At 41.9% G+C, this 23,123-nt stretch carries 9 protein-coding genes and 1 pseudogene; 2 read left to right on the top strand and 8 right to left on the bottom strand.

What is annotated here, in order from left to right; translation table 11 throughout:
* The first annotated feature begins 112 nt into the window (after positions 1–112).
* Complete coding sequence (locus tag BXP28_RS05175) at positions 113–1,000, top strand: hypothetical protein (protein ID WP_152532808.1); 888 nt, start codon at positions 113–115, stop codon at positions 998–1,000.
* 495 nt (positions 1,001–1,495) lie between these two features.
* Here the strand turns inward: BXP28_RS05175 and BXP28_RS05180 are convergent, their stop codons facing one another.
* The 8 genes and pseudogenes from BXP28_RS05180 to BXP28_RS05215 all read right to left on the bottom strand — a co-directional run bounded on the left by BXP28_RS05180 (position 1,496) and on the right by BXP28_RS05215 (position 21,957).
* Complete coding sequence (locus BXP28_RS05180) at positions 1,496–1,804, bottom strand: hypothetical protein (RefSeq protein WP_036654231.1); 309 nt, start codon at positions 1,802–1,804, stop codon at positions 1,496–1,498.
* Positions 1,805–1,999: 195 nt separating this feature from the next.
* Positions 2,000–4,609 carry a phosphoenolpyruvate synthase gene (gene ppsA, locus BXP28_RS05185; protein WP_023485480.1) on the bottom strand — a complete coding sequence of 870 codons (2,610 nt, stop codon included), beginning with the start codon at positions 4,607–4,609 and terminating at the stop codon, positions 2,000–2,002.
* A 224-nt stretch (positions 4,610–4,833) separates the two neighbouring features.
* Entirely contained in the window at positions 4,834–5,703 is an 870-nt protein-coding gene (locus BXP28_RS05190; protein WP_237087288.1) for an IS3 family transposase, read from the bottom strand.
* Between the two features lie 20 nt (positions 5,704–5,723).
* Entirely contained in the window at positions 5,724–6,407 is a 684-nt protein-coding gene (locus BXP28_RS05195; protein ID WP_077584933.1) for a helix-turn-helix domain-containing protein, read from the bottom strand.
* Between the two features lie 104 nt (positions 6,408–6,511).
* Positions 6,512–17,813: pseudogene (locus tag BXP28_RS05200) on the bottom strand (amino acid adenylation domain-containing protein).
* A 30-nt stretch (positions 17,814–17,843) separates the two neighbouring features.
* A complete protein-coding gene (gene fabD, locus BXP28_RS05205) occupies positions 17,844–19,043 on the bottom strand; it encodes an ACP S-malonyltransferase (RefSeq protein ID WP_036654235.1) in 1,200 nt (399 codons plus the stop codon).
* Positions 19,044–19,892: 849 nt separating this feature from the next.
* On the bottom strand, positions 19,893–21,116 hold the full coding sequence (locus tag BXP28_RS05210) for an IS256 family transposase (RefSeq protein ID WP_023483236.1): 1,224 nt from the start codon (positions 21,114–21,116) through the stop codon (positions 19,893–19,895).
* Positions 21,117–21,531: 415 nt separating this feature from the next.
* Positions 21,532–21,957, bottom strand: coding sequence for a VOC family protein (locus BXP28_RS05215; protein WP_036654237.1), 426 nt, complete (start codon positions 21,955–21,957; stop codon positions 21,532–21,534).
* 100 nt (positions 21,958–22,057) lie between these two features.
* Between BXP28_RS05215 and BXP28_RS05220 the strand changes: the two genes are divergently transcribed.
* On the top strand, positions 22,058–22,957 hold the full coding sequence (locus BXP28_RS05220) for a LysR family transcriptional regulator (protein WP_023484393.1): 900 nt from the start codon (positions 22,058–22,060) through the stop codon (positions 22,955–22,957).
* Positions 22,958–23,123 lie beyond the last annotated feature (166 nt).

The following is a 23,123-nucleotide window of genomic DNA, read 5'->3' on the forward strand; positions in this document are numbered from 1 at the left end:
CAGGCGAATCCTGATTGCTTTTTTTATGCTTCTCTTCCTAATTGCTTTTGTAATAAGCTATTATTCTGTAAATAAACCGGTGCTGGATAATACGATAAAGAAAGATTACAAAATGAGTGAAAAGGGAGTTACCTTACAAAGTTATGATAGGGAAATCCATGTAAAGCCCTATCAAATCAATGAGGAATTAACGGAACTGGCGCAGTCGGAAGACCCTGATTTTGTTGTCATTGATGTACCGGTAGAAATAAAAAATACGTCCGAAAAAGAGATCAGACCTTTTGTAGAGGGATTTACTGTTACTTCATTTTCGAATATAGGTTTTTCCACATACTCCAATTTGAGTTTGGACGATATGATGTCCGAAAATATTGGAGATTTTCAGGGAAATATTTTACCCGGGAAAAGCATGAAAGGGGTGCTGAATTTTAGACTGGATTCCAGAATTATCAATAGCGATAAGTTGGCTCTGGTCCCTTGGATTCCCTACGATCAACATGTAACGAAATTGTATGAACAGAAAATTTATCTAAATGTGGACGATCAGGGAAAGAAAAGGGTAAACGATATGGACAAAATTAAGGAATTAAGCCAAAAGGGCCAACAGAAAAAAAACATTATTTCAGAACCTATCGAAACTGCCTTGGCATTTGAAAATGCCAGAATTAGAAATGACGGGGAAACGATGTATAAGATGCTTATGGATAAATCAGAAAAAGATAAATTTAAGATTGACCGGGGAAATAAAGGCAACGAGATGGAATTTAAAGTAACAGCTGATCATGCTAAAGTGGAAGATTATTATGACAAAGTAGATAATGTGCATTATATCTCACTTACCTATAAAAATGCTGACAATCAAGAAATAGAAGTACACTATAAAGTAGGACAAAAAACAAATAAGTACTATGTTCGGTACGTTGAGGATTTAAATGAAATTATAAAGAGGAAAAACTTGAAAAAAATGATGAGTAAACTTATATTTATCTTCCCAAGGTAAATTTTCGCAAAAAACACACGATGTGATTGCAAGCTGATGTAATTGCATCGTGTGTTTTTTGAGCTTTATTTCCTGGGTTGATATATCCGGAGTCGGTAAAATTCCTTAGCCCGCTGGGAACTTTTCTAAAAAGGTAATAGGTTTTAATTTACTATACATATGTACAAAATACGGATTTTGTGAAAATATTAATCAGAAAGGTTTAACCTAAGGGCTTTTGCTTTAGTCAATTCGTTATGACAGCTGCCGCAAAGGATGGCCAATTCGCCAACTCTGTCGAAACATCGCTCTAGGCTGAAAGAGCGGCTTGCACATGGCCATCCCGATTTGCAGGTCCTTTACATCGAAAGCAGCAATTGGCAGCTCCCGCTTGCTCCTGTTTCCGTCGACCTTATCGTTGATACCTTTTCGTTCAATGATTTTTCACTGATCAACGTTTCATGGAGGCGATAATATAGTACATAATATATATTATGTAAACTATATTTTATTGTATTATTCTATTATATTTTGCTTGGGCACTGAATGTAACTTATTTTGATTATCGATTTGCATATTGTTATAAGTCAGTGAATAAATAACTGCGAACGCTGTAAGCATCACTACTGAAATAATGGACATAGTTGAATAGCTTCTAACGCCGTTTTCTGATTTTACCGCCAAGGTACCAGATTCAGTGGAATCAATTTTACTGGCCGAAGCAAGCGTTGTTCCTGTACCTATGGCAAAAATTAATGCGCTGCAAAGGATTGCAGCACCAACTTTCTTTTTCGTTGTGTCCATGACAGAAAGAATTTTGTTCATTGTTAAGTCCCTCCATATCGTTTTTGTAGGCAGCTACCTTACAGTTTTGAATTATAGTGAACGTACCTTTAACCAATCTTAAAAATTCGAAAGATTATTTAGTTGTAATAGATGGAAAAAAGGAGTACTGGAGCAGCCGGAGGTGTACTGTGAATTCTCTCATTCCAAATAACGAAATGTTCTTTCTTCATGAATTCAAATTATCTCAACATACCCTTCTGTTCCGTTCACCCGGATCTTCTGTCCGTCTTTGATACGCTTTGTTGCGTTGTCCACACCTACGACAGCCAGAAGTCCGTATTCACGCGCAACGACGGCACCGTGAGTCATTAGTCCTCCTACTTCTGTGACCAAGCCTTTAACAGAAACAAACAATGGTGTCCAGCTAGGATCAGTAAATGCGGTTACCAGGATATCGCCATCTTCTATATTCCCCTCCTCCATCTTTAAAACAACACGGGCACGCCCTTCAATGATACCGGACGAAACTGGTGTACCCGTTAAAGCACCCGGGGGGAAATTACAAGAGATAATTTTACCGGTTATAATTTCACCCTCAGATGTCATTACCCGTGGTGGTGATAATTTTTTATAGAACTCGTAATCTTCTTTTCTCTTAGTTATGATGCTGTTGTCGAGCCGCTTGGTCCGCACAGTCTCCCGAAACTCCTCAAAGGACAGATAATAGGTCTCTTCCTTCTCTTGGATAATTCCCTTCTCCACAAGTTTAAGAGCTTCTTTCATCAGGGCTTTCTTATATATTTCATAGCGTCTGATGAAAAAATACTTAGGATATTCCCGATATCCTACAAAATTGCGTAACAGGCTAATCATTTTCTTTGTCTTTTTCGCCTTTCGTTTGCCCCCGGGCAGTTGCTCCAAACGGGTTAAGAGTTCACGTTCCTTTTGTTCTGCCTCCAATCGTCCCTGCTTGAATTTTACGCTGCTTGCGTTTGGCGCAAAATTTTTAATGTTGTTTAGAATCATAGGAATCAGTGTTGTCGGCTTTTCATTCCAGCGAGGTTTAGTAATATCGATCTCTCCGGAACAACGCATCCCATATTTTTCGAGAAAGTCCCTCATCGAATTACTGACAGCCTCCCCTCCTTCCAGTTTAGAGAGGTCCTCAAAAAGGGTTTCGTCAGTAGCATGGTGGAAATATTCAACTACTTGCGGATATTGCCTGACGACATCAGATACGTCCAGAAGCGCATAACCCATTTCAGAAGTAATGTTGTTGGATACAGATTGGGAAAGTGTATCGGCTGCGTTCTTTTCTCCCAGCCATTTTTCCATATGTTTATTGATCCAGCCCGATGCATTCAGGCCGATTATGATCGCTGCCATACCTGTCGGATTAAACGTAGCCTTCATTAATTGTTTTTGATCCTGTAATATGAATTCAAACAATTCGTCACCCGTTACTTTAGAGATTCTCTGCTTCATATCACGTATGGATGTTTCAATCTGATTCATTAAGTTTTGGATAACTTCTATGTCATTTTTCCGGTAGATCTTGATCGCCTGTAATAGCATAGGCAGGCTCAAGAAGTGCAAAGGGGTCCTTTTACCGCGCGGCAATGATTTCATAAAGTCTTTCCGGTTCAATAAAACAGAGAGTGCTGTTTTTAATTTTAGATCGTTCCCCATACCTCTTATGATAATCTTTCGGCCTATGGGAGAAGTCAAATCATGAGAAACATCTATAAATAACCTGCCGCCGGCTTGGATTAACGGTATTTCCGTTAACATTTGATAGAATGACATGCCTAACGGTTTAATCTCATCTGTCATCATTTGTTGGTGACCCAACGATACATACACATGATTCTTTCCATCGTTCACATCCGGCAATGGATATAAAGTAGTGATAGGACGTGCCTGAACAATATAGATGTTATCTTCAAAAAGACACCATTCGATATCTTGCGGATGTCCAAAATACCCCTCGATCTTTCTGCCCGTTCGCTCAAGCTGTAAAACCTGCCTGTCTGTCAATGACGACATATTTTGCCGCTCAGGTTCGATTTCCCGTTCTTCCGTTCCACCTTCCTCTAATGCATAAATGGCTAATTTCTTGGCAGATATTTTTTTACCGATTATTTTTCCCTCTCGCACTTTATAGAGATCAGGATCTACCAAACCGGAGACTAGAGCCTCGCCCAGACCAAAGCCGGCATCAATAGAGAGCACGTTCCGGTTGAAAGTGACGGGATCAGCCGTAAATAATACCCCTGAGGCCTGCGGGAAAACCATCCGTTGGATGATAACAGAGAGGTAAACCTGGTGGTGGTCAAAACCGTTTTGAATACGGTAGATTACTGCACGATTCGTAAAAAGCGAGGCCCAGCACTTGCTAACATGCTGTAAAATAGAATCTTTCCCTTTGATGTTTAAATAGGTATCCTGTTGGCCTGCAAAGGAAGCAAGCGGCAGATCTTCAGCCGTGGCACTGGAACGGACAGCATATGCACTCCCTTCATCCAGCTTTATAAGGTGACCCTTAATCTCTTCTTCAATGTCTTGCGGGATTTTGGTCCTTTCAATGAGCTCACGTATCTTTGTGCTAAATTCATTTATTTTTTCTCTATCGCTAATCCTTTGTTCTGATAATCGGCTGAGTAATTCCTGAATTCCCCTGTTCTCCCCAATTATTTTTTTATACGCCTCAGTTGTAACGCAAAAGCCTTCGGGTACCCGTACCCCTTCAATCCTTGATAATTCTCCTAAATTTAAGCCTTTACCCCCGACAATCATCAGATTTGTTTTGTCAACCTCCTGGAAATCAAGTACATATGGATTCATTTACATAACTCCTTTACTGTGAACGGATTCGGCGTACAAATAAAGGATACAGCATAAATGTCCACCCGTTCATATTTAATATCTATTACATGATCATACATTATATGGTATCTGGAAAAAAAACAAAAACCTCCAACAAAATGAACTGACCCCTGTCAAGTAGACAGTGTAAAAAACAAAAAAAGTTGTGGCACTAACCGTATCCCCATGGTTGGTGCCATTTTCTATGCTGCTGAACTTAGAAGGTATTGCCTATATTCCAACGGCGTCATACAATTAAGTCTTTTCTGGTATCGACGAGTATTGTAGTAATCGATGTATTCTATCACGGTTGCTTCCAGTTCCTCATATGTATAGAACTTACGAAGATAATACATTTCGGATTTCATCATTCCCCAGAATGATTCCATTGGGCCATTATCTATACATCTGGATACCCTGGACATGCTTTGAGTCATACCTGCATCGTCTAGTTTTTTCTTGAAGATTTTACATGTATATTGGAAACCCCGGTCACTGTGAAAGAGGGGTATAGCGTCAGGATAAGTCATATGGGCGATATCAAAAGTTTTAAATACAAGTTCATTGTTGTTGGAATGCCCTACCACAAAAGAAACAATGCTTTTATCCGATAAATCAAGGATTGCACTAAGATAAGCCTTGTTTTGGTTGCCATACTTCATTTCAGTCACATCTGTGAGCCATTTTGTACCGAACTCAGAGGATTCAAAGTCTCTGTTCAAGATATTTTCCGCCGTAATTTCAGGCGTGGAATGGATGTAGTTTTTTCGCTTCCTGCGGCATACCGATTTAAGGCCTAGGATGCCCATAAGTCTGTATATTCGCTTATGATTGACAGTTAAATGGCGTTCTCGGTTTAGTTTAATGGTCATCTGGCGATATCCAAGGATGCCATCCTTTTCCTCGTAGGCATCTTTAATCATGGGAAGCAACGCTTTATTAAAGATCTCATTCATGCTTTCTTTCCGGTTGATCCATTTATAATACGATGAACGTTGGATCCCAATAAGATCACATAATTGACATATGGGATATGACTTCGTTTCATGGAGCTCGCGTATTGCAAGGTATATCGTTTCATACCTTACCTGGCTTAGAACCGCCTCCTTTCGATCTCGTCCAGCTTTTTTAGCAAATCGATCTCCATCTGCTTCCTTCTGTTCTCAGCCTGTAACAGCTTATTCTGAGCCCTTAGTTTCTCCACTTCGGACATCTCATCCTCAGATTTTCTTTTCCCGCGTCTGTCCTGAAGTGCATCCACACCAGATGTTAAGTATTTATTTGTCCATGAATACACTTGCTGATAGGATACCTGGAATTTATCAGCTGTCTGGGCATAATTGTGTTGATGTTCAATGCAGAATCTGACGATTTCAACTCTCTCATCGTAAGTAGTTGTTCGTCCTTTTGTCATGATCGGCGTTCCTCCCGTTCCGGAAGTGTTCAACTTCTCATGACTATTATACTTCAGAATCCAATCGCGCAATTGGCGGGTTGACTTAATGCCATATCTTTTACATATATCCATGTGAGAACCGCCGCCAGCCAAATAGTCCTCGACAGCTATTCTTTTTAACTCTGCGGAGTAAGATGCATTCTGTAATGTTTGAAGCAATCCGTTTGGGCCTAGCGACTGGTAAGTCTGAAGCCATTGCCTAACGGATGAATGGTGTACATCAAGAAGTGCTGCTAAATGATTAAGCGAATCTTCTCCACGTAAATACTTTTCAACAGCTGCAATCTTTTCTGATCCTGATACTTTTGCTTTAGGGGACATGAAAAAATGCTCCTCTTTACAGTAAACAGTTTTATTATTTCAACTGTCTACCGCAAGGGGAGCATATCAAAATCTCGCTTCTCTGAAGGTTTTTGTTTTTGCTGCTATGAGCGTACAAGAACATTTTGATGCAGTTTGATTATTTCCTTTATGATGGACCTTAGCTTTTGAACGTTATCCTCTATATATTCAGGATCAAGAATTTGAATATGGGTACCAATTAGTTCATATTCCCGGTAATTTTGCATAGTAGCTTGTGACCATCCTCTTTCGGTCAAATCATCACATATGAAATGATGAATGTTTGCTTTTATTACTCCGGAATTAATTAATTGATTTTGATACGTAAGAAAGCTTTTCATTTTTTCCTGAATGGAAGGAATGGTTAAAATCTCTTTGTAATAATCGGGAATGATCTCCATATTAAGCTGGATAGTTTCTTCTATATCTTCTGATGTTAATGGAGCAACGGAATCCCTTATTCTGGAATCCAACATAATAATATCAGATACGGTACACCCTTTTTGCTCCAAAGCTTTAGTAACTTCAAATGCTAAATTTGACCCCGAGGAGTAACCAAGTAAAAGATAAGGACCTTGGTTTTGAATCCTGATCATATATTCTGCATATTGATCAATCATCTGTTCGTAACTAGACGGTTCTTTAAGAAAATCAGTGGCATAAACGATACAATCGCCATCTAGCCGGTTAGCCATTTCGTTATATACCAACCCATAGCCGATTAAAGGCGGGAAGCAGAACAAATTGACGGAACCGTTCTGATTTAATTTGATGAAGGGGTTGTCCGTTTTTGATTCCAAGGTTGCTGCTTGGATGGCATAAGCCATCTTTTCTATAGTTGGTGCTTGATACACGACAGGATATTGAATATTGGTTCCCACCACCGCGTTTATTTTGTTAATTAACTGCAGTACTTTAAGAGAATGGCCCCCGGCCTCAAAAAAGTTATCGTGAATCCCCAGGTTTGGATTAGCCAGAACTTCTTTCCATATTTCGCTTAATTGTTTTTCAATTGACGTTCGGGGAGCTGTATATTCGGTTCCGGATTTCATCCTTCCTTCCGGTGCAGGCAAGGCTTCCCGATAAATTTTACCATTCAATGTTAAGGGCAGTTCCTCTAATCGTACAAAATAAGCCGGAATCATATATTCTGGGAATCTTCTCAGCAATTGCTGTCGAAACTGTATCGTTTCTATTGAGGGATCTCCTACAAGATAAGCACACAATTGCTTAGATCCGTCCTCACCCCATGCCGTCACGACTGCTTCCTGAACGGATTCCATGTCTAATAAAGCAGATTCCACCTCTCCAAGTTCAATGCGATATCCGCGAATCTTGACCTGGTTATCGATTCGGCCCAAGTATTTGATATTCCCGTCCGGCAACCACCTGGCCAAGTCCCCTGTCCGGTACATTTTCTCTCCGGGAACAAACGGGTTGTCCACAAATTTCTCTGCCGTCAATTCCGGGCGGTTTAAATAGCCTCTGGCTACTCCCGTCCCCCGATGTAGATTTCTCCCGGTACTCCCACAGGTACAGGCTTTCCCCCTGCATCCAGCACATACAGGTTCGTATTTGCCGCGGGCTTTCCTATCGGTACCGACTGCCGCCTGTCTTTCTCGGCATCATAATGATAAATCATGCATCCGACTACCGTTTCCGTAGGCCCATATTCGTTGAACAGTTCCAGTCCGTTCGTAAATTGACTGCTGATGCTTTCGGCCAGCCTCGTGCTTAAATTTTCCCCGCCTACGATCATTTTCCGGACTGTGCTTTCATCCGCGATATTCATTTCTTTCAGTACATGCAAGTGAGCCGGGGTCAATTTGATGATATCGACCCTGGGGTCCTTCACGATGTTTGCGAGCAGTTCCGTTTTGTCTTCCCCGCGGTAAGCTATAATCGTATTGCCTGTGGCCAGCGGGGTGAACAGGGAAGTTACCGTTAAATCAAACGAGATCGATGAGTACAGCGGGAAGTTTGTTTTCTCCCCTTTCACATAGACCTCCTTGGCCCACCAGATGTAGTTGGTTAAGCCTTGATGCTCGATAAGCACGCCTTTCGGTTTTCCCGTTGAACCTGACGTGTATATGACATAGGCTAAATTGCCCGTACCGCTGGCCGGAACCAGATTGGAACGATCTTTGTGGTAAGAGCTTGGCTCATCCAAGAGGACGATATCGCCTTCATAGTTCAGATGCTGCCGGATCTCACGCCGGGTTAGGACGATCTTAGCCCTGGAATCCTCCAGCATATACCGGATGCGATCCTCGGGATATTCCGGATCGATTGGCACATAAGCGCCGCCTGCCTTAAGCACGGCCAGAATTCCTACAATAAGCTCAGTACTATGGTGGCTTATAATGGCTACAAGCTGATCCGCCTGTACGCCCTTGGCCCGCAGTGTTCGCGCCAGCCGGTTTGCCCGTTCGTTCAGCTGGCGGTACGTAAGCTGTTCATTCTCACATATAACCGCCACCTGATCCGGTACCCGCTCTGTCTGGGCTTCAAACAATTGATGGACCATTTGCTGCGGATACGGTGCTTCCGTATCGTTACAATGAATCAATAGCTGATCTTGTTCCTGTTCAGATAAAAGTTCAATGGATGCCAAAGGCAGTTCCGGTTCCTTGATCAGGTTAGCTAAAATACGGGTATAGTGTGTCTTCATTTGTTCAATCCTGTCTTGTTCAAAGCAGTTCGGATTGAAATCCATATGCAGTTCAAGTTTTTGCCCATCATCTTCAACCGTTAACATCAAATCATACAAGGAGATACCCGGATTTAGTTCTTTCACTTTAAACGTACAATCTTCTTGTTCGATATGATTGAATTCTACATTTTGAAAAACAAACATCGTATTGAAAAGCGACTTTCCTGTTGCTTCTCTTTTTATATTCAACTTCTCCACAAGCCAATCAAACGGATAATCCTGATTCTCGAAAGCATCCAGGGCTTGCTGTTTTACTTCCTGCAAATAGGTGATAAACTGTTTAAAAGCCTGGGGCTTGGTTCGAATGCCTATTGTTTGAATGAAAATCCCTATTATGCTTTCGGTATCCGGATGATTTCTTCCTGAAACCGGAGTGCCTACTATCAGATCTTCTTGACCTGTATATCTATGAAGTAAAACTTTATAGGCAGCCAGCAGGACCATATATAGCGTAGTTTCCGTTTTTTGCGCCAGCTCTCTGAGAGAATAGGTAAGACTCTTATCCAGTTTGTACGAAATGCGCCGCCCTGGCGAAGACCCTTCCTGTATTCCTCCAAGATCTGCAGGCAGATCCAGAACCGGAATGTCATCTTTGTATTGCTCCAGCCAAAATTGTTCTTGGCTTTTGATTGTTTCTGCCATGGACTGTCCGTATTGCCATTCGACGAAATCTTTATATTCAAATTTAATTTCGGGAAGACCATAACCGTTATACAGGGCAAATAGTTCATCCGTAAGGATGTTGATGGAATAACCGTCCGAAATGATATGATGCATATCGATTAATAATTCTGCCTGATTTTCATCTATCTTTATAAGTTCAGCACGCATTAAAGGAGCTTGATGCAAATCAAAAGGTTTCGCAAATTGTCTAACATAGGTTTCAAACTCGACCCTATCCATAACGCGTACGTTAACATTAAAATCAAGATGATCGGCCACTTGCTGAACAATTTCGCTGCCAACCATTTGAAAAGAAGTTCGAAAAGCTTCATGGTGCCGTACTACTTGTTGAATAGAAGAAATCAATTTCTGCTCATCATAATTACCGATAATCGATATTTGTCCAACCATATTTTGCGAAATCGATTCCGGCTCCAATTGATGCAAGAAGTACACCCTTTGCTGGGCCGGTGATGTACGGTAATAGTCTTTTTTTCCGGTCTTTACCATTGGGATATGCGTTTCTTTTTTTATTCCCTGAATGAATCCCGCCAAGTCCCGAACTGTCTGATATTTAAAAAGCTGCCCGATAGGAATTTTTTTGCCCAATCTTTTATGAACCTCGGAAAGCATAAGTGTAGCTTTTAATGAATTTCCCCCCAGAGCAAAGAAATTGTCTGATATTCCTACACGACCAGTAGCCAAAAGTTCCTTCCAAATCGCCGCCAGCCGCTGCTCAGTTTCAGTTTCCGGTTCTTCGTATTGGTTCAGGGCAGTTGGATAACCCATTTGGGAAATTCGATTTTGATTCCTTTCATACATGGCATTCAATGCTTGATGTTCCTCAATCGAATACATCGTTAAGGCCGAAATGGGAATCGAATCATCCCTAGTCATTTTTTCTAGCAGTTTCATAAATCCGGCTCCCCATTGCCGCATCATATCCGGACTAATAACAGTTGTATTAAAGTCAAAGTCTAAACGATATTCATGGTCCGTTTCTGTCACATTAAGGAATAAATCATAAGCCATGTATTTCACCGGATACGGAATACATTCTGCTTCCGTCCTTCCGAGATGCAGCTTTCGAAAAGGTCTGTCCATATTAAAAATAATGCGCATATCCGGCATTTGATCATGCTGAATTTGTTGGGCCACAAGGGTCATGGGAACCGCTTGATGCTTCATGATTTCATTCATGCTGTCTTTCATGCGACCCATGTAGGCGGATAAGGTGTTTTCTGAAGAAACTATACTCTTCACCGGTACCATATTGACACAATTTCCTATCAGCACATGCTGTTTCATATGGGATTGGCCTGCTGTCGGTATTCCGACAACAAGTCCGGATTGTCTGCTAAGCTGATGAAGAAAAAGATGAAAGGCTCCCAGCATGGTCACAAACACACTATTTTTCATCCGAATGCTTAATGACCTTAGGGACTCACTTAAATGATGCCCCGTTCTAACCGTATACCGGTCTCCATCATATCCGCGTGATAAATTAGGCGAAATGGAGCCGGGCAATACTGCCGCCGGTAACGGTTCTGATAATAGCTGCTTCCAATAATGGATTCCTTCTGTATAATGTCCGCTCTCCCTTTGTTTTTTCTGCCAGTCTAAATATTGATAAAACTGGATGACTTTATGGGAAGGAAGAGGTCTATCTTGTACAATGGCCGAATAAGTACTCTCCAGCTCTTGTACAAAAACAGCTATAGACCAGCCATCAGCGATGATATGATGGAACGTAAGCACAATAAGATTTTCATCTACAGCCTGTTTGAGTAAATGAACCCGGAACAAAGGCTCCTGATCATGTAAAAGGAACGGACGTTTCTCGTCTTCCGTTAACCATCTCCGAATTTCCGCCTCCCGGTCTTTATTCGAATAGGTGGTAAAATCAATCAAAGGAATATCTATGCTCATCCCGGATTGTATATGCTGGACTTCGTCATCGATATGAATAACCGTCCGTAAAGCATCATGGCGATCCACAATGTGTTGTACTGCTTGCTTCAGCACCGAAAGCTGAACTTCACCGTTCACTTTTAACATAATGGATTGATTCAAGGCTGCGGATGCTTCATTTCCATAATGCGATGCCAAGATAAGCTGTTTTTGTTCAGGAGAAAGCCCGTACTTTTTTGATTTTGAATATCCTCCACCGTCGGGAGAATCCGGTCCTTCCGGGAGAAATCCGCCTTTGCGGAGATCTTCAACCGTCTCTTGTACAGCTTGAATAATATAGGCAATATCATCCATGGTATGGGCTGTAGACAAGAAACAGTTTCGTCCTTCCCAAACATAGACTCCTTTATAATTCAAATGGTAAAAGAACAAATCATTATCGGCCGAAGAAACAAACCTGAACAATGAGCCGAATTGAACCATATGGACAGGTACTTGGGATTGTTTAAAATATTGGTTTAATTGCTCTACCAGGTAAGTCGTCTTTTGATTCAACTGCTCATAAAGAGCTGTTCCCTCGGATTGAAGATGACGGAGAACGGCTAATGTCACTCTCATTGTGAGCGGATGGGTATTAAATGTTCCCGCCACAAATGTACGTTTCCCCTCATCTACCGGATAAGAATCGTCCCCATAGTTCCAGGTGCCTCCGTCAATGGCATTCATAAATTCAGCTTTTCCTGCCACAACTCCCAAAGGCTGTCCGCCGCCGATCACTTTCCCGTAAGTGACCAGGTCAGCTTGAATGCCGAACCATTCCTGTGCTCCTCCCTGGCCGATGCGGAACCCGGTAATAATTTCATCTATGATCAGTGCCGTACCGGATTGCCGGGTGATCTCCCGGAGTTCCTTCAGGAAAGACGTCGGCTGTAAATCAGGTCTGCGGCTTTGAACAGGTTCAACCAGGACAGCTGCCAATTCATGTCCGCGATTGCGGATGATCTCAAGTGAATCCGGATTGTTGTAATGTAAAATAATCAGATCATTCATATAGCTTTGCATGATGCCCGGGGCTAATGCATTGGCAGGCAAACCTCCTCCCTTCGCATTCGCTACCCCCAATACACCGTCAAAAGTCCCATGATAAGAGCCCGCAAACACCACTATTTTGGAGCGGCCTGTTGCTGCCCTGGCCAATCGGAGTGCAACCATGACAGCCTCTGTGCCTGAATTATAAAAAGCTACCCTCTCTACGCCTGTGAAGGCACGGATCCGATCCGCCACTTCACCTGCAATATTGGACATAGGACCAAGAGGAGGCAAGGAATTGACCGTACTATCCTGTATGACTTGAGTGATAAAGGAAGGATTATGTCCGAAAAGGTTCACCCCAAATCCCATAGTGATGTCTACATATTCATTCCCATCCACATCCCACATTTTCGAACCGTCGGAACGTTCGGCAATAATCGGATAAACCATTTCCTTCCAATATGATCGGAAGCTGGATAAGTTCCGGTTATTGGCATGGGCAAAACGTGTCTCATCCGTATATTGTTTTGAACCTTTCGTTTTGCTTGCGTATTTCTCGATAAAGGATTCCAAATACTGTTTTTGCTGTGCAGTAAAATTGCCCTTTTCCTGCAGCCGCTGCGGCTGAAAAGGAACATAAGGCTTTTCTTCTTGAGTTTGGCCGGATTTGCTTTCAGCACGTACAGACGGCTGTCCGGATGAGTTATATTTATCTTCCGGATTTATATTTGCACGCTTAGCATGCTCTACATGCCCATAATTGTTCCTTAATAAATTGTAACTGTCTAATTGAGCCTGTATCGTGCTGCGAATTAATTGATTCTGGGAAGTAATGATACTTTCCAGTGTCTGTTCCTGATTGGCAGCCAAAGCGGTTGGGCCGGATTGTTCATTCCGCTCAGGCTGGATCTGCACTTTTTGCATCGCTGGTTGCGGGGATTTCACATGCTCTTCATGATGAACGGATAAGGACGATGCGGTCGCTTCAGCCACATACTCAACGACACTGTCAATATTATTCATAGAGTCGAAAAAACTCTCCATGGGGATATCCACGTTATATTCATCCAAAATAGCTTTCTTAATCTGGTCAAGAATGATGGAATCCAAACCGATACCTATAAAATGAGCATGGGAATCTAATTCATCAACTGAAATTCCTGTGACATTGCTGATTAGTTTTTTGATGGTCAGTTCGATATTCTTCTTATGATCCATCGCTATTGCATCCCCCTCATCAGTTATTCCTTCGGATAAAGGAGGTTTACCTTCAACCCAGCATCTTTTGCGTTCGAATGGGTATAAAGGCAGCGGAACTTTTTGTATAGGATCGGTGGAATATAACCCTTTCCAATCCAATGCTGCCCCTTGTACATACAATTGGCCTAGTTGGTCTAGCCATTGCATACGTTCCGCATTTGTTTCCGGACGATTCTTCATCAGATGGGATGCCTGCTGGTTGAGATGGTCCTTATCGGAAGGCGGCATTTCATTTATGTTCCGGTAACCAAAGCAACAATGATCAAACATTCTCTCCCCTTGAGCAATTCGTTCCAACTTGCCCTTCAGCTCTTGCGTACTGGTTGAGGTTACGGCTATGCAATAATCCAGATTAGCTCTTCCCGTATTCGATGTATAGCAGATTTGTTTCAATGAAACATGACGATGATCTTCTATATATTGCTTATAACGGACAACCAGATCACGAAGCGAATCTTCGCTTTTAGCAGATAAAACCAATAGTTCCGGTTCATCCTCAGGATATCGTGCTGTCACTTCGGGCTGGATATATTCTTCTATTACAACATGGGCATTTGTACCGCTAAAACCGAACGAACTAATACCACCACGAATCGGACGATCGCCTTGATCAAAGTCCATGAGTTCCTGATTCACGTAAAAAGGTGAAGTTTGAAAACGAATGGCCGGATTTGGCCGTTCAAAGTGAACCAATGGCGGGATTTTTTTATGCCTTAACATCAATACAGATTTTATCAGCCCAATAATACCTGACGCTTCATACAGATGTCCGATATTTGTTTTAACTGAACCAATCGAACAAAATTGCTTTTTATTGGTATACTTTTCAAACGCTCTGCAAAGTCCGTTAAACTCAACCGGATCACCCAGTTTCGTTCCTGTGCCGTGCGCTTCAACAAAAGAAAGTGATTCAGGAGAGATTCCGGCATCTTTCCATGCCGCATCAATCACATTTGTTTGGGATACAGGATTCGGTGCCGTAATCCCAACTGTTGTCCCGTCCTGATTAATAGCACTGCCCTTAATCACACCATAGATATGATCCCCATCGTTGATAGCTTCTTGCAAAGGTTTTAAAAGAACAGCTCCAACTCCTTCACCCGAACCCGTACCGTCTGAACCTTCATGAAACGTTCTGGTCAAACCGTCTGAGGACTCCATATCCAGCCCTGTACTCATCGGCAATAATGCTGTTCGAATCCCCCTGCGATAGCCATTTTACAATCGCCGGCAAGTAACCCTTTGCAAGCCAGATGTACAGCAACCAGTGAAGAGGAACATGCGGTATCGATAGTGATAGCCGGTCCCTTTAAATTCAGGAAGTATGCAATTCTACTTGCCAGTACAGAGGGCAAATTGCCTACGATATAATGTTTAAGCTCATCAGGATAGTTTGCGGATACCAGCCGTTCATAATCGTAGCCTACTTTGGAGTAGCCGACATACACCCCGACCCGGTTTCCGCTTATTTTTTCTCCGGCATAACCTGCATCTTCAATCGCGTGCCATGCCTTTTGCAAGAACAGTCTCTGATTAGGGTCCATAAGTTGGGCTGTTTTTGGAGTTAGGGCAAAAAAGGAATAATCGAATGTGTCAACTTCATCCAAATAACCGCCTTTAATGAACTGATTTTCATTAAATCCAACTCGGGTGCATTGCAAATAATCCTTGGCGTCTTTCATCCTTGCTGAAGGATAATCATGTATGCGGCACTGGCCCTTTTCCAAAACACCCCAAAATTCATCCGTATTTGATGCTCCGGGAACATCGAGAGACATTCCAATAATGGCAATGTCTTTTGACAGATTTGGTTCCATACTATTGATGACTGGCCCGGTTTTTTGCTGATTTTCAGCAAGATGGGCTGCCAAATCCGCTATTGAGGGATACGTAAAGAGATCGGCAACAGCAAGCTCACGGCCGTACTTTTGTTCGATGCGCTCAGCAATTTGGGATAGTTGTATTGAAGTTGCACCCATATCAAAATAACTGTCACGGGTACGAACTTTCTTCCCTCCCAGCACTTCTGAAAACAGGGATAATAACTCCGTTTCTATCACATGTACGGGAATATGTGCCTTTTCTTCCGAATCATTCATTAGATATTCGTTTATTTTCGCCGATTCCGATAAAAACTTGCCTGACTCATATTGCCTGGCCAATTCATATCGTTGTACCTTTCCGCTTGTCGTTTTGGGCAATTTCCGGACCGGAAGAACATCTTTAATACTCCATCCTCCACGTTTATACAAATGCTTTTTGATGTCATTTACCAGCGGGGCAAAATGTTCTGCTGATTTTTTGAAGACGACGAACAATACGATCTCACTGCTTTTTGACTCAGGGTCCACTACACCGCAAGCGGCGACTCTTCCCAAGTCAATACCTTCCATTTCAATTGCTACACGTTCAATATCGTGCGGATACACATTTTTTCCATTAACAAAAATAATATCCTTTTCCCGGCCTGTGACGACCAGCTTACCCTTCCTAAAAAATCCGAGATCACCCGTTTTCAGCCAGCTGTCCGGGGTAATCACTTTTCGAGTACCTTCCGGATTGTTATAGTATCCTTGTGTGACATTTTCTCCCTTGATCTGGATATGGCCAATCACGTTGTCTTCCAGTACTTCGTTTTCCTTATTGCATATCCGTACTTGGCAATAATCAATAGGTTGCCCCACCTCAACAAAGGAAGCGCAATGTTCATCCTCTTTTGGTACATCAATTACATGATCTCCGAAATTCAGATGATCCCGATGCAGATATACCGGAACAAATTCCTCACCTACTTTAGAAAACGCAGCCCCAACCGAAGCCTCAGCCAAACCATATACGTTTAAAATGGAAGATCTCTTCAAGTTAAAGGCCGAACACCTATTCAGAAACTCATCACATAATTCCGGTAAAATAGGTTCTGCACCGTTTGCAATTACTCTTATATGAGATAAATCCCAATTTAAACTTTGTTCATTTTTCAAAAAAGTAAGAAAATACTTATATCCGAAATTAGGGGAGGACAGAATGGTTGCTTTATGTTCGTTTGCTTTTTTCATCCAAAGGACAGGTCTGCGTATAAATAATTCCGTCGGCATTAAATTCTGATTAATTCCTTCCACAATAGGAACAAAATGGCAGGAGATGAGCCCCATATCATGAGTCAGAGGCATCCAAGATAAAAAAGAGTCCTTTAAATCAATGTCCAATGCCTTTATTATCGCACATGTATTATGAATTAAATTGCGATGAGTTAACATGACTCCTTTGGGATCGCCTGTCGATCCCGAAGAAAACTGGATAAATGCCAGTTCTTCCTGTCCCGGTTTGCATAATTGAACAGGGCTTACATCATATATCCGATCTTTAATCACAACGGATTTTGCTGTTAATTCATCGTGAAATTGTTGCAATTCATGTTCTAGAGCGTATTTTTTTACTTTTTCCAATACTCCCTCTGTTGCTACCATAAACGGGTTATTTAATAACTTCCAAATGCGCCATACTTTCAACTTGTGTTCATCAACATCACCGATACTTACAGGCACCGGAATCATCCCGCCTAATAAGCAGGCCCAAAAAGCGATGACAAAGGATTTATTTTCCTGTATTTGAAACACGATTTCTTGCTTCGGTTTAACTCCAATTGTTTGCAAATAACCTAAAAAACCTTGAGCTTCTTTAAACAATTGATGATAAGATATAAACGCTTCAACTTTGTCGGCATTAATAAAACGGATTCCCCGATCCGTTAGTTTGCTTCTCTCTAGGATGACATCGACTAAGGTATGAAATTGATTGGTGTACATACGGTCTCCTCCAATATAAGCCTTATCATCTTATTTTAAGATTTGCAGTTGTTCTTGAACGGGAATTTGTTTGGCTGCAAAAATGGTTTTGCATAAATGGATGGAATGATTCAGTTCTTCTTCCGTTAACTTATCACCCATTTTTTCAGTACGCTCTTGGGCCAGTTGCAGTTGTGCAAATAGAGGTATAACCAGAGCGGCGTAAGATAAGGAGTCTTCATTATAATTTTTTGCAATCATGGCTTTGACCAGCATTTTATGCAGCAGCTTCTTGCGGGCATGGAAAATATTGTGGTTTCTTTTTGATGAGTCGGAAATCAATCGCAAATCAGCAGGTTGGCTAAAGGAATAGGCCGCTACATGATTGGTTATTTTTTTCATAAGACTTGTTAATACATGTTTGGGGCCAAATTCTATTACTTCGTTTACCTCATTCATAAGTAAGTAATACATGGATTCCACCCACCTTACCGGCATCGTCATTTGCAGCTTTAGCTGTTCTGCGATCGAATCACCAGTACGGTACGGAACAGCCGTAACATTAGAAACGATTGGCCATTCGGCTTTTCCAAACTTGCACTGGTCCAGTTGAAGCTGAAATTGTTCGGCTGCAGGCTTCATCATCGGACTATGGAAAGGGGCGCTTACATGTAAATAGGAATGCTTGCTTCCAAGACGATCTGTTATCCTGAGTATCTTTTGAACGGCATGCCTGTGTCCTGAAATGACATGCTGCTGATCTGTATTCATACAAGCCACCTGAACGGGATATTCCTTCGTCGAAATTTTTTCACACAATTCTTGTAAAGCCTGCAGCCTTATCCCGGAAACGGCAGCCATTGTTCCCAACTGCTCAGGATCTGCATGCTGCATAATGATTCCTCTTTGTCTGACAAGTCTGACAGCATCTTGAAAAGAAAGGGCGCCAGCACATACAAGGGCTGAATACTCACCTAGACTATGACCTGCCAGAAAATTTGGCGTAACGCCTATTTCCTGCATATAAACATCAAAAGCTATAACACTCACAGTTAAAATAGCCGGCTGGGCATTCATGGTCAAAGTCAGCTCATTCATGTTTCCATCAAAACATAGCTTTTTTAAGTCAAAAGAGATGGCATCACTTGCTTCTTCAAATCGCCTTTTGGCCAAAACAAAGTCATCCCAAAAACTTTTGCCCATCTCAACAACTTGAGAACCTTGTCCAGGAAATAAAAAAGCAAGACTCATTCGGCTCCTCCGTCCTCACAATTTGAAAATTTAAATTAAATGGATTTTATTTCTATATAACCCATTTTAGTCTATGGAGAACATTTTAGCAAAATTTTCCTTAGTAAGTTATTTAATTTTTGACAATTAAGTGTCAATTTAAGGTAATTTTAGAAAAATAAATGATAGATTAGTATGCCTTTTATGAGAATGAAACGAAGAGAAACAACTTTGAAATGACCGAGAGAGCTAAGGTTTAAGAAAAAAGCCAAGACTCTATTGGAACAAGAGATATAATAAAACATATCTGATAAGGGGCGGTTAAGTTGATAAAGTTGTTTCAGCAGATGAGCCGCCTATTTTGTGAGCGGTTTTCTTTTGATTAAAAATCAACATTAAAAGATGAGTTGAATGAAATCCAATCTGCTGACTATATTGAGTTGTAACGAATTGATATTTTGAAACAGCACAACAGCTTATGCCGCAAAGGGCTTCTCTCTTTTAAGGAAGTGATTCCTTTTAAATTTGATTAACTTCATTAAATATCAATCATATAAAATAATCTTCTGAATGAGTTGTATGTATGTACATGTTCCAACTTATTTATCAGTCCGGTTCTTGCATTATGAATAGCATCAGCGGCATCAGGAAAAGGCATTGCTTTTGGTATTATGTTTGACTGTTTTTTTCTTCTTTAATGACATTAAATATTTCCTTAGCAGTTCTATTGAGAGATAGAAATCTTTCATTTCTACTTTAACCGTGGTCACTCAGGAATCCATACAAAACAAATGGTAATTAATCAATATTAACTTCATTAATTAAAGATCAAGTCCAAATTTGTGTGTAAATTCCCTCAGCTAGACTGTGCTACATAATGCGAGTCACTTTGGCATCGGACTTTGGCCGATCCTTCCGCCATTCCATGTACTCGGTCATGTCGAGATATTTCTTGCCGGCTGCCCATTTTTCATCCTGTTCCATCAATAGAGCACCAATAAGACGAATCACGGATTCACGGTTTGGGAAGATGCGAATGACACGTTCCCGGCGTCTAACCTCTTCGTTGAGACGCTCAACGCTATTTGTCGTGCGCAGCCGTTTTCGGTAACGCTCTGGCAGCATTAAGACGGCGGTAGCATCGTCAAATCCGCTTTCCAGCACGCCCATCGCCTTACCCGCCTTATCTTCATAAGCCGCTAAGGTCTGTTTTAATAAAAACCTTGCCGTTCCAGTATCAGGAGCATCTAGAATCGACCGTAGACGGCCATGGATCTCATCCTTCAAGGCTTTGGGTGAGGCTTCTAATACATTTCGCGTGAAGTGAGTCTGGCATCGCTGCCATGTTACCCCTTGCAGCTGCTGCCGTACCGCGCGTACAAGGCCGCCATGATCGTCGGAGGTAATGAGATCCACACCTCGTAATCCACGTCCTTTTAGAGAGCTGAAAAACTCACTCCAGCTTGCTTCAGATTCTGTGTCACCCAGCATCAGGCCAAGGACTTCACGATAGCCCTCGGTGTTTACACCAATGGCAATCATGATGCCTCGTGAGCGTACACGACCGTCTTCACGGACCTTGAGATACATCGCATCTACGAGAACAAACGGAAAGAGGCTGTCTGCCAGGCTTCGATTATTCCAAGCAGTTACGATGGGATCCAGCCGCTTACAAAGGTCTGAAACAGTGGATTTAGAAAACTCGGTTCCGCAGAGTTCTTCGGTTACTTGCGAGACTTTACGCGTAGAGACGCCGTTTACGACCATTTCCATCATCGCTAAGATTAACGCTTGTTCACTTCTCTGGTAACGACTAAAGAGCTCTGTCGTGAACTTCCCGCCACGGATGCGCGGAACACTTAGTGTAATGGTTCCCACCCGCGTATGCAGCCCATGTGGATACGATCCATTCCGGTACGCTTTTCGATTCTCTGTTCGTTCATAACGATCTGCTTCCACTTGTTCACTCACCTGTGCTTGTAAGACTTGGTTCAGTACAGACTCGAGCAGCTTGGCTACACCCGCATCCTGAGAATTTCCCAAAAATAGTTGATGTAAAAGCTGCGAATCTACGTTAATCTGGTATTGAGCCATTTCATAACACCTCGTATATTTAGAATTTTGTGTCCCAACATTATTCTAACTGAGGGCTATGAATATGGCTCCTTTCATTTTTTGGAACCTAGCTTTTTACACAATTATACGGACTCAACTTAATTAAATGATCCTATTCTTCTTTGGCACCCCTTATCAATCTAGTATGTGTCAAGCGAACAATTCGCGGCTTTCATCATGTGTTTTGTTCTGTGGCGTATGGCACTTTACTTATGATAACATATTGGTAAAAGGCCCTCTTTTTTGTTTTTATTTTCAGTATTACATAAAAAAAGGAGGTTTACATAGTCCCTTAAGACTTTAAAACCTCCCGGTATTTTTTATGAGTTAGTTCTTGAACTTATGACCTGACACACACTTAAAATAACATATTAAAATTTATGTTAACTTTCTATTATTGTTTACCCTCAGTGAAAATTTGGAAAGTTACACCAAACTTGTCCGTTACACTACCATAACCAGGTGAAAAGAAAGTTTCTTGCAGCGGCATATCCACTTCCCCGCCTTCTTGCAAAGATTCATAAATTTGTTTTGATTTTTTAATTTCATTAGTTGTAATGCAGATGGTAACCTGGTTTCCCTTTTGATGTGGCTTGCCTGGAAACGTATCAGAAAACATAAGATCCGTTTCACCGACTTTTAACATTGCGTGTGATACACGTTCCTTTACATCGGCCGGTATTGGAAATTCGGGGTTTTCCGGCATTTCTCCAAAAGTTTGTTTAAACAGGACCTTGGCACCCAATGCTCTTTCGTAAAATTCGATAGCTTCCTGGGCATTTCCGTCCATCACTAAATAGGGGGTCAGTCGTAACGTCATAATTAAGCAACTCCTTTGGTTTGAAATTCTTCGCTCTTCTCTATTATGCTCAAAATTTTGATAAATCGTCCAGTACAGGTTGTCTTATAAGGAGGATACTATGGAATTACGGCATTTACGCTATTTTGTGACTGTTGCCGAGGAATTGAATTTTGGCCGGGCTGCTGCTCGTTTAAACATCACACAGCCTCCTCTGAGCCAACAAATCCGGCAATTGGAACAGGAACTAGGGTTTCCTCTATTATTCCGAACTAAGCAGCGGGTAGAATTGACCGAGGCTGGAAAAGTCTTTTTGGAAGAAGCCCGTATCACCCTGGCGCATATCGATAAGACGTTGGATTCCGCCCGGCGGGCACATCTTGGCGCAGCCGGAAGATTGGATATTGCATTTGTAGGTTCCGCAACGTATAGGATAGTTCCATTGCTGCAGAGTTACCGAATGCGTTTTCCGTCAGTCAGTTTGGTACTTCATCAAATGAAAACGGCAAATCAATTACAGGCTCTGCACGAATCTCAGATTCATCTGGGGATCATTCGCAGTCCAGTCCAGAGTCCCCTTCTAGCTTCCACCGTTATTTATAGGGAAAGGTTCTTAGTCGCTCTGCCGCATACTCACCCGTTGACAAGAGAAAATCAATTGCGCATCCAGGATCTGGAACATCAAGATTTTATTCTTCCCTCCCGCAGTAACGGTTCGATGTACCATGAAGCAGTCATCCGTCTCTGTTTCCAGTCAGGTTTCTATCCCAAGATTGCTTTAGAGGCACCGGAAATTCTCACCATTGTTGCATTTGTTTCAGCAGGCATGGGAATAGCGCTTGTACCTGCATCATTTCAAAACCAGCAAAATATTGGTGTCGTCTATCGGGAACTAGAAAACGTCGGGACTATGTTGGATATGGTTATGGTTTGGCGCAAAAATGAAAAGTCACAAGTGTTAAAGCAATTTCTCCAGCATATAGATTCTTTGGGTCCCCTGGAATCTTCCAACAGTCATTGACCCACCCTTTCTCAGAGTTATCTGCAGCGGTTGTTGTACAACCAGATCGCTCAACCTTTATCCACCATAAAGAATTGGCAAACCGGAGGGTAGCAGACAGGACAATAGCCGTTTCAGCATTCCTCAAGGCTAGCTAATTTCGCATATAACCCAGCATTTTCAGCCT

Source organism: Paenibacillus larvae subsp. larvae, assembly GCF_002003265.1.
Taxonomy (GTDB): Bacteria; Bacillota; Bacilli; order Paenibacillales; family NBRC-103111; genus Paenibacillus_H; species Paenibacillus_H larvae.

Coding starts and splice junctions, on each gene's coding strand:
- BXP28_RS05175 (WP_152532808.1), top strand. CDS start 113: ATGAGTGAAAAGGGAGTTACCTTACAAAGTTATGATAGGGAAATCCAT.
- BXP28_RS05180 (WP_036654231.1), bottom strand. CDS start 1,804: ATGAACAAAATTCTTTCTGTCATGGACACAACGAAAAAGAAAGTTGGT.
- ppsA (WP_023485480.1), bottom strand. CDS start 4,609: ATGAATCCATATGTACTTGATTTCCAGGAGGTTGACAAAACAAATCTG.
- BXP28_RS05195 (WP_077584933.1), bottom strand. CDS start 6,407: ATGTCCCCTAAAGCAAAAGTATCAGGATCAGAAAAGATTGCAGCTGTT.
- fabD (WP_036654235.1), bottom strand. CDS start 19,043: ATGAGTCTTGCTTTTTTATTTCCTGGACAAGGTTCTCAAGTTGTTGAG.
- BXP28_RS05210 (WP_023483236.1), bottom strand. CDS start 21,116: ATGGCTCAATACCAGATTAACGTAGATTCGCAGCTTTTACATCAACTA.
- BXP28_RS05215 (WP_036654237.1), bottom strand. CDS start 21,957: ATGACGTTACGACTGACCCCCTATTTAGTGATGGACGGAAATGCCCAG.
- BXP28_RS05220 (WP_023484393.1), top strand. CDS start 22,058: ATGGAATTACGGCATTTACGCTATTTTGTGACTGTTGCCGAGGAATTG.